This window comes from Mesorhizobium sp. M0016, assembly GCF_040324035.1.
In the GTDB taxonomy this organism is placed as follows: Bacteria; Pseudomonadota; Alphaproteobacteria; order Rhizobiales; family Rhizobiaceae; genus Mesorhizobium.
On the sequence record NZ_JAMYVM010000052.1, the window covers coordinates 1 to 9,828 of the forward strand.

Annotated in this window: 8 protein-coding genes; 2 read left to right on the top strand and 6 right to left on the bottom strand. The window is 58.1% G+C overall.

All coding sequences use genetic code 11. The features are described from left to right. Positions 1-263: 263 nt before the first annotated feature. The 6 genes from NKJ88_RS32680 to NKJ88_RS32705 form a co-directional block, all read right to left on the bottom strand. The gene (locus NKJ88_RS32680; protein ID WP_023686074.1) at positions 264-1,895 is read right to left on the bottom strand and encodes an ABC transporter ATP-binding protein; all 1,632 of its coding nucleotides are present in this window, start codon (positions 1,893-1,895) and stop codon (positions 264-266) included. Further along, positions 1,885-2,661, bottom strand: coding sequence for an ABC transporter permease (locus tag NKJ88_RS32685; protein ID WP_502904789.1), 777 nt, complete (start codon positions 2,659-2,661; stop codon positions 1,885-1,887). The genes NKJ88_RS32680 and NKJ88_RS32685 overlap by 11 nt, the downstream gene beginning before the upstream one ends. A gap of 104 nt (positions 2,662-2,765) precedes the next feature. Further along, positions 2,766-3,812: an ABC transporter permease gene (locus tag NKJ88_RS32690; protein WP_023673826.1), complete on the bottom strand. Its 1,047-nt coding sequence runs from the start codon at positions 3,810-3,812 to the stop codon at positions 2,766-2,768. Between the two features lie 87 nt (positions 3,813-3,899). Continuing rightward, entirely contained in the window at positions 3,900-5,507 is a 1,608-nt protein-coding gene (locus NKJ88_RS32695) for an ABC transporter substrate-binding protein (RefSeq protein ID WP_352446952.1), read from the bottom strand. 121 nt (positions 5,508-5,628) lie between these two features. Next, the gene (locus tag NKJ88_RS32700) at positions 5,629-5,982 is read right to left on the bottom strand and encodes a Rieske (2Fe-2S) protein (RefSeq protein WP_023673824.1); all 354 of its coding nucleotides are present in this window, start codon (positions 5,980-5,982) and stop codon (positions 5,629-5,631) included. Positions 5,983-5,993: 11 nt separating this feature from the next. Next, entirely contained in the window at positions 5,994-7,076 is a 1,083-nt protein-coding gene (locus NKJ88_RS32705; RefSeq protein ID WP_031194312.1) for an amidohydrolase family protein, read from the bottom strand. A gap of 129 nt (positions 7,077-7,205) precedes the next feature. On the opposite strand from NKJ88_RS32705, the gene NKJ88_RS32710 reads away from it, so the two are divergent. Next, positions 7,206-8,063 carry a LysR family transcriptional regulator gene (locus tag NKJ88_RS32710; protein ID WP_023673822.1) on the top strand — a complete coding sequence of 286 codons (858 nt, stop codon included), beginning with the start codon at positions 7,206-7,208 and terminating at the stop codon, positions 8,061-8,063. Between the two features lie 90 nt (positions 8,064-8,153). Beyond that, entirely contained in the window at positions 8,154-9,230 is a 1,077-nt protein-coding gene (locus tag NKJ88_RS32715; RefSeq protein WP_352446953.1) for an FAD-binding oxidoreductase, read from the top strand. The last annotated feature ends 598 nt before the right edge of the window (positions 9,231-9,828 follow it).

The window sequence follows — 9,828 nt, forward strand, 5'->3', positions numbered from 1 at the left end:
ATATGGAAGCAGACACGATAGCCGATCAGCTCGGCGAGATCGTGAAGTCCACAGCAGACAAGACCGAGCATGCCGTGCGCGAACGAATTTCCGATACGCCTCAGCGTCAAACCTAGCCTGATGGTCCTGGATCAGCGATAGACGGTTCCAGAAGGCGTGCATAATAGTCGCGCTGATCGCTGCGCGTGGAGCTCGATCATGCCCTTCAAAGCACGTGGAAGATGGGCGGACGGGGACTTAATTCCTGACCACCTTGCAACCTGTTAGATTTTCCGACTGGCCAGCAATCTTGTCAGCCAGTCAGGATCCATTTCGGGAACAGAGGACAAAAGCCGTTCGGTGTAAGCGGCATGCGGAGGTGTGAGAACCACGCTCTTCAATCCCTGCTCGACGACTTTGCCGCCGTGCATGACGACAATCTCGTCTGCTATCGCGCGCACCGTGGCAATGTCATGGGTAATGAAGATGTAGCTCATCCCGAGTTCACGCTGTAGGCGCATCAGAAGCTTGAGGATCTCCTCCTGCACAATTTGGTCGAGCGCGGATGTGATCTCGTCGCAGATGATAAGCTCCGGTTCGGCAGCCAATGCCCGCGCGATGCAGACGCGTTGTTTTTGGCCACCTGATAGCTCGCCAGGTAGACGTTCCAGAAAATCCTCGCTCATCTCGACCATGTGCATAAGTTCGCTTATCCGGCGATCTCTCTGCGCGCCTTTGAGGCCGAGGTAGAATTCGAGTGGCCGCTCTAAGACTTCTTCGACCGTTTGGCGCGGATTAAGGGCGTTGTCGGGCATTTGATAAATCATCTGGACGCGACGCAGGACCTCCTTGGGCCGCGCCTTCAGGCTCTTGGAAAGGAGCTGGCCTGCGAAAGAAATCGAACCCGAACTTGGCGGCAAGAGTCCGGTAACGACTCGAGCGAGCGTCGATTTCCCAGAACCGGATTCGCCGACCACAGCGACTGTTCTTCCGCGCGGAACCTTGATGGAGACATCCTGGAGCACCTTGACCCCTCCGGCATAAGCCGCGGTGACGTTGTCTATCGTCAAGAGATAGTCATCGGCTGGAACTTCGGGCTTGGCGAGCTTGCGGACTGCCCAGAGCGTCCTCGTATATTCCTGGCTGGGGGAGGCCAGCATCTGGCGTGTGTCAGCCACCTCCACGGTAACTCCGTGTCGCAGAACCATGATGCGATCCGCCATTTGCGCCACCACCGCCAGGTCATGCGTTACGTAGATTGCAGCAGTACTGAATTCCTCAACGATGTTGCGAATGGAGGCAAGGACTTCAACCTGCGTGGTCACATCGAGCGCCGTTGTTGGCTCGTCGAATATTATGAGGTCCGGTCGACAAGCCATTGCCATCGCTGTCATGGCCCGTTGCAACTGCCCGCCTGAGACCTGATGAGGATAGCGAAAGCCTATGCTCTCGGGTTCTGGGAGCTGAAGACGCCGATAAAGATCCACGGCGCTCCGGTTCGCCTCTTCCCGGCTGACGATTCCATGCGCCACCGCGGTTTCGATGGTTTGTTCCAAAAGTCGATGTGCCGGATTGAAGGAGGCCGCCGCGCTTTGCGCGACATAGGCAATGCGGGAGCCCCGGAGACGACGGCGCCCCTTTTCATTGACTGCCAGGAGATCAATCCCGTCGAACAGGACCGAGCCCTGTGTGATCCGGCAGCCCGGTTTGGCATAGCCCATTGCGGCAAGGCCAATGGTGGACTTGCCGGCGCCTGACTCGCCGATTAGGCCAAGAACCTCCCCCCGCTTCAGCGTAAGATCGATCCCGCGGACGATGGGATGCCACTGTTCGTCCGAGGATCCCTCCACATGCAGATTGCGGATTTGCAGTAGATCCTTTCCTTTTTCGCGTGAGCCTGGATCGCTACTTTTCATCCCGCAACCCGCTTGTTGCGTGCAGGTACCAGTCCACAACGAAATTTACGGATACGGTAAGAAGAGCTATCGCGCCGGCCGGAAGCAGCGGCGTGACATAGCCGTAAGTGATCAGGGTTGCGTTCTCGCGCACCATTGATCCCCAATCGGCCGTCGGCGGCTGAATACCGACTCCGAGGAACGACAGCGCCGCGACTGTCAGGAACACGAAGCAGAATCGCAAGCCGAACTCGGCGACCAGTGGAGGCATGACATTGGGAAGGATTTCCTTGGCGATGATCCATCTCGGTCCCTCGCCGCGCAATCGCGCCACCTCGACATATTCCATCACGGCCACGTTAAGCCCAACGGCGCGAGAAAGCCGAAAGACACGGGTGGAATCGAGAAGCGCAATGATAACAATCAGGCTGGTGATCGACGAGCCGAAGATCGACAGAAGCACCAGCGCGAAGATCAGACTCGGGATCGACATCAGCACGTCCACCGCACGCGACAAGATCTGGTCGAGCCACCCCCTATACAATGCGGCAAGGAGGCCGAGCGACACGCCTACCGCGAAGGAGAGCAATGTAGTCGCGACCGCGATAGCGATGGTGTTGCGCGCACCGTAGATCAAGCGGGTGAGCATGTCGCGGCCGAGCTGGTCGGTTCCCAATTTGAATTCCTGATTCCACGGCGCGAAGGCTTCGCTGAAGACCTGCGTCTCGCCATATGGGGCTATCCAGTGCGCGAAGACCGCAACAAGGACGTAGCCAACGATCACCACGATGCCGAACCATGCACTAAGCGGTGCCTTCTTCAGCGCTGTTGTCGCCCGGCTGGCACGCGAGCGCCTCAGCCTCTGAACCGCCGCGATAGATTGGGATCTGGTCATCGTGGGTGCAAGAGCCTGGGGTTGGTGGCGATGGAAATAATGTCGGCCAGCAGGTTGAGAAGGATGTAGGTCGCGGCGAAAATCAGGGCACAGGCCTGGACAACCGGAACATCCCTGGATTTTACCGCATCAACCATCAGTTGGCCGATCCCGGGATAGACGAAAACGACCTCGACCACGACCACTCCGACGATGAGATATGCCATATTGAACGCCACGACAGTGACGATGGGAGCCCAGGCATTGGGTAGGGCATGCCTCAGCACGATCACCATCGGGGACATTCCCTTGAGGCGCGCCATATCGATGTAGGGGCTTGCGAGCATGTTGATGATGGCCGCTCGGGTCATGCGCATCATGTGGGCCACGATCACGAGTGTAAGGGTGATTGCCGGCAGCGCCACTTTCCAGAGGTGCTCCCAAAATGGGGTCTGATCGTTCACATTCGACAATGTCGGAAATTTGGGAACCGCATTGAGTGCCCAGGTCAGTGAGATACTGAGCCAATGGGGCAGGGATTGAGCGAAATCGGATGCAATGAACGTGTCGCGCGAGATCACCAGGTAGGCGAGCATATAGGCGACGAAAAACTCCGGGAACGAAATAGTTGTCAGTGTCACGGCATTCACCAGCCGGTCGAACCAGCCGTTGCGGTACAGCGCGGCGAGAATGCCAAGCCCAAGCGCCAGCGGAACCGCTATCAGCGCGGTCACCGCTGCAAGAAACATCGTATTGTAGAGGCGTGGCGCGATGATCTCGGCCACGGTACGCCGATATCCGGTGCGGCTCGCGAACGAAGAGCCGAAGTCGCCGTGAAGCATTTGCGCGACCCAGACGAAATAGCGCTCGACAGGCGGACGATCGATGCCGATTTCCCGCTGAAAGGCGGCGACCGTTTCGGGCGTCGCCGACTGCCCGAGCGTGGCCTTGGCGAAGTCGCCCGGAAGCATCGCGATGGCAGAGAAGATGATGATGGACACGATGAACAAAGTGACCAGGCCGAGGCCAAGGCGCTGCAGAACCGTTCTTGCGACGGGGTTCATGTGAGTGCCGTCTCCCTTTGGGCGGCAGTCCTGCACTCGGAGCAAGCCGACCGGAGCCTCACAACCATCGTGGCCCCGGCCGCCTTTTCATGCCGTGGCGATCCACCAGCGTTCGGCCATTTTCAGTCCATCGTTCTCCCAGTTGGGCGCCACTTCGCCATGTGCGAGCTTTTTGGATTGGGCGCTGACGAAATTGTTGAAGACCAGCACGATGCTGCCGCCATCGTCGTGGGCTAGTTGCTGCATCTCGGCATACATTCCCGCTCGCTTGGCCTCGTCCGTCTCGGCCCGCGCCTTAACAAGCAATTCGTTGAAATGGGGATTTTTCCAGAACGACTCATTCCAGCTGGAGTCCGCGGCGAAGGCTTGCGTGAACATCCAGTCGGCCGTCGCTCGACCGCTCCAATAGGATGCGCACCAGGGTTTCTTGAGCCAGATATTGTCCCAATAAGCGTCCTCGGCCTCCCGCACGACATTGACGTCGATGCCGCATTGGGCTGCCGTCTCGCGAATGAGCGAAGCCGCATCCACCGCGCCTGCAAAAGCGGCATCGGCGACCGAGAGATCCACCTTCAGGTTCTCCATTCCGGCCTTTTTCAGGTAGTGCTTGGCTTTTTCCGGATCGAAGTTGTGTTGCGGTTGCGGATCCTTGGCGAATTTGATCGCTGGCGCGATCGGGTTGTCGTTAGCCACGGTGGCGTGGCCGAGAAAGATCTTGTCGACGATTTCTTGGCGATTGATCGCCCATTTCAATGCCATTCGCACGTCTGGATTATCAAACGGCGCCATCGCGGCATTCATCGGCAAGGTATAATGTCCGTAGCCGGTGACCTCGACGATTTCCACCTTCGGATTGCGTTTCAACATGCCGAGGGTCTTGAGGTCGGCGCGGCCGATATAGTCCACCTCGCCCGTCGACAAGGCCGCCATGCGAGCGGCAAGATCTGTGATGGCGATGAATTCCACCTCGTCGAGATAGGGCTTGCCGTTTTTGAAGTAGTTTGGATTGCGCTTGAGTTTCGCCGAAACGCCGGGCTGGAAATTCTCAAGGAGGAAAGCGCCGGTGCGAACCCCTGAAGCCCAGTCCGCCTTGCCGTCCTTGGCTGGCATGATGACCAGATGGTAGTCACTCATGATGTAAGGGAAATCGGCGTTGCCGCTCTTGAGCGTGAAGACCACCGTTTCCGGGCCGTCCGCCTTGATCCCGGCGACGGACTCCAACAGCGACTTCGCCGCCGATTTTGTGTCCTTGCCCATGTGATATTGCAATGACGTCACGACGTCATCCGCCGTCACAGTCTTGCCGTTGTGGAAGGTTGCGCCTTTGCGCAGCTTGAAGGCCCAGGTCTTGGCCCCATCCGAAGATTCGAAGCTCTCGGCGAGGTCCGGTTGGACATTGCCTTTGGCGTCGACCTCAGTGAGGCTGTTGGATAGCGAGCCCGAAAACGCGGTTTGTGTGAACGTATCGGGGTAGCCGGCCGGATCGATTGAATCCGTCGTCGCGCCATGAGCCATGCCGAGCTTGGCGAAGCCGCCGTGCATCGGTTCGGCACGCGCCCTGGCGACGAAGAGCGTGTCGGCGGCGGCGACCGTCAGGCCTGCGGCTATCCCAAGATGAATGAAGTCGCGGCGGGAAACTTTGCCGCCACCGACCAGGCTTTGCGCGAGACCAAGCTTGTATTCAGATTCTGACATTTGACTCTCCCATTGCGGAGTTCTCCGCGTTATTTTTTTCAAGCACCTGCGAACAAATCTGCTAGTTGGCTTCGGCCATCTTTCTTCGAATTTTTCCAATCCCAATCGGCTTTTGGGCCAATCAGGCCGTCACATAGATGCTGCCGGCTTCGACGGTGACTGGAAATGTGCGAGCGCGAATGGACGGATCGACCAAGGCTTCACCTGACTTGATGTCGAATTCCCAGCCATGCCAGGCGCATCGAACGATCTCGTTTTCGCGATGATAGATGAATTGCGCTTGTTCAACGGGCGCGGTTGTCCCGCATTGCGGTCCCTCGCAAAGTGGAGCGCCGCGGTGCGGACAGACATTCAGCAGCGCGTGGAATGAATCTCCGATGCGGAAAATCCCGACCGAAAGGCTGCGGATCTTGGCGATAAACGGAGATCCTGTTTCGATCTCGTCGACGCGGCAGATATATGTCTTCTCGGGCATCGTATGCTTCCTCAGGCAGCATTCGCGGCTTGCGCACGGGGGATGCGTTTGTAGACTTCCAACGCATTCAGTCCCATGATCTTGCTCTTCCAGGCAGGAGGGATTTGCAGCGTGTTGGCATCGTCGTAATCCCAGTGCGGATAGTCCGACGCAAACATCAGCGTGTTTTCCCCGTCCATCGCTTCGAGCGTGGACCAGAGATGTTGGATGTTTGCAGGTTGCTCCAGCGGCTGCGTGGAAAAGCGGATGTTGCGCCGGCAATATTCCGATGGCAGCATCTTCAGCCATGGCGTCTCTTTACGCAGCGCTTTGTAGTCGGCATCCAGGCGCCACAGGACCGACGGAACCCAGGCGACACCGCACTCGATGATCACGAAGTAGAGGTCCGGCCACTTCTCGAAGACGCCATGGGCGATCATGCTTGCCACGTGCGACATCGCGGACATGTGCAAAATGGCGTGCGTTTCCCAGAAGAATGTCGTGGGCGCAGGCGCAATGGCAGTTGAATTCACGCCGCCATGCCCGCCCAGATGTATGGCGAACGGCAACCCTACTTCAGCGCAAGCTTCGTAGATCGGATGGTAGAACGGGTCTCCATACGGCTTGACGGACCCTTGGGAAGCGAGAACCTGGACCATACGCGGATGACTGCCCAGACGGCGTATCTCGGCGGCAGCGAGCTTCGGATCCTGTGGTGCGATGATGATCGAACCCATGAAACGATCGTCTTTCGGCAGCCATTGGTTGATCTGATAGTCATTGTAGGCGCTGACCAGGGCGCTGGCATAGTAAGGATTGGCGAGGGTCGACGCCTCGATCGGCTCATCGCCGGTGAGGATCGCCACGTCGACTTTGTACTTGTCGAGGTGCTTCTCTTTCATGATGAGATAATTGTCGGCTTCCGTCTTCGGACGGACGTCCTTGCGGGAGAAGTCCTGCGGATGAAACCAGGGGCGATGGCCATGCGGAAATGCGCCGACTGGACCTGTTTTCTCGCCCTCGGTGAACATGTCTTTCCACAAGCCGGAAAGGTATGGCGTCAACACGGTGGCGCTTGACCAGTAATTGTGACAGTCGCAATCAACTATGAACACTTTGTTCCGCTCCGTGGCCCGTCCCGGCGGTGCGCCGGCCGATGATCTGGTGCAGCTTCCCCCTTGAGTATTGTTTGATCAAGCTTATGGTAGGCAGGAACATGATCGAATTTTTCGATCGGGATTTCCATGCAGCTTGATCACATCGAAACCTTTCTCGACATCATCGAATCGAGAAATTTCAATCGCACCGCAGATCGGTTGGGCTTAACCCAATCGACAATCAGCACCCGCATCAAGAACCTGGAGAGCGCAATCGGATCTGAACTGTTCCAACGCGGACGCGCCGGGGCAGAGCCGACTGCCGCAGGGCGCCGGTTCGAAGCCTACGCAAGATCTCTGGTATCCACTTGGTCGCAGGCTCGCCACGATGTCCGGGCCTTCAACCGTTTCGAAGGCACCTTGCGCGTTGCCGCCCAAGTGGGCATGACCCGCTCAGTCCTGCCCGGGTGGGTCGAAACCCTGTGCCAAGCACTTCCGAAGTCCTCAATCCATGTCGAGTCGGATTATTCGAACCAGATGGTCAGCGACCTCAGCATGGGAAACCTGGATATCGCGGTGCTTTATGCCCCCCGCTACTTGCCTGAGATCGCATACGAGCACCTGATGGTCGAGGAATATGTAATGGTTTCGACTGCCGCCAGAAACCTGTCGGACGTCGATCCCGACACCTACATCCGACCAGGCTACACCGTCGTGCTGGAGAAAACGCACGCAGAGATGCTGGCCCAATTGGCGATCTGCCGACTTTCGACCGGATCGGAAGCTCTGGCGGAGATCATGCTCCGGCGAACGGGCGGCACTTGCTACATGCGCAGCGATGATGCGCGCAGGTTTACCGGTGAGCTTCCATCGTTCCTGGTCGAAGGAGCGCCGACCTTGCACCAGCCAGTCCATACGGCGATACTGGCACGCCGCAAACACGAACCGATCATTCGCAAAGGCATCCGTGCTCTCCATCTCGCTGTTATGTCGCTGGAGGTTTAATCGATATTCCCGATCATAACGCTGGAATAATATTGCTGTTCAGCGGGGTAAGAACTGGCATGTTCGCTCGACCTAACGCCGAGCCGCACGATGAATGCATACGCCTCCATCCAAGCCTCAGATGTCGTGCCCACCATGCGTCAGCGGCGATGGGCACAAAAGACGCGAGATATAGTGCTCTGCCGTCGCGTGATAGACGAGACGCACGATGTGAAAACATTTGTTCTCACATCTGCCGCTGGTCGGATGTTCTGCTTCAGCGCGGGCCAGTATGTTCTCGTGCACCTCAGGATCAACGGCGCCACAATAACGCGCGCCTACTCGGTATCGTCACCGCCGACGCGACCGCTTGATCTTCAGATCACCGTGAAGCGAACGCAGGGCGGGCTCACTTCCAACTGGATCCATGACCATTTGACGCCGGGCAGCGAGATCGAGATCGAAGGGCCGCTCGGTTCGTTCAATCTGGATAAATTGCCGTCGGAGAAACCTGTTTTCCTTTCGGGCGGGAGCGGCGTGACTCCGACCATGTCAATGCTGCGTGCGCTTACAGACCGCGCAGACGACAGGGAGATCCGCTTCATTCACAGCGCGAAAACCCCAGGCGACATCATCTTCCGAGCGGAACTGGAAGCACTTGCCGCTCGCTTTCCCAATATTCAAGTGACTTTGGTTTGCGGCCAGGGAGGTCCCGCTTGGACGGGTGCAACCGGCCGAATTGATGGTCGGATGCTGCTGAGCCTGGTTCCCGATCTTCAAAAGCGCACTGTTTTTGCCTGTGGGCCCGAAGGGTACATGAAGACGGCACGCGCCTGCCTTGATGCAATAGGCTTCCCGCCAGCGCAGTATCACGAGGAGAGTTTCGGAGGCAGCAATGGTTCTCGGTCGGAATTGGGCTTGGCGATTTCGTCTTCGGTCCGTTTTGTCCGCTCGGGTGTGGAGCATCGCTGCGCGCCCGGAGAGACCCTGCTGGACGCGGCGCGGAACTGTGGCATCTACATCCCAACCGCCTGCCAGCAGGGCGTTTGCGGAACGTGCCGAATAGCCAAACTATCCGGCGAGGTTACCATGGACGATTTAGGCGGACTGAATGCTAAAGAGAAATCTGCCGGCTATGTCCTGGCATGTTGCAGCCGCCCGCGAGGGACGGTTTTGCTCGACGCTTAGCTCGGCGTTGTTGACTGTTGGAAGATTCCGTCGGCGCACGCATCGGCGTCAGGGTCTAACCCAACGGCTCGACGCTCGAAGCTGTCAGTCCGTTATCGGCCCCCAAATGAGACGTTGGAAGCATTGAGGGCAGGGGACAGTTCGTGGCGCAAACGAGATAGCAGCTCCGAGTAGTCATCGCTGTTCGCGAAACGGTCGATTTCTGGACATCGCAATGTCGGGTATGGACTAACGCGCTATCTCGGCTCGAGGACCAATTCAGGTACGCGCCTGACATTAGGTATTGAGCATAGATCCGTGCGTCCCGGAAAGCGGACACGGCACGATCCGGGTTAGGCGAGTAAGATACGCTCGATGACGGCGGCGCGCGCGGGAACGTCGCAACCAAGGATGAAGCTGTTGCTGGAGTCGAGCGGGCATTCACGCGGCCATGCCGGAGCAGATCGGCGCTACGACGGCCCAGCAGCCTTTGTCGCGGGGGGTTGTGTGCGTCAAGTTCTGCAAAATGGGGCAGCCATGATGCTGGTCATGCGGCTTGGCGCAGAGCGAGCTTCTTGTGCTCGCGCAGGTCGTCCATGTTGATGTATCGGTTGGCCTC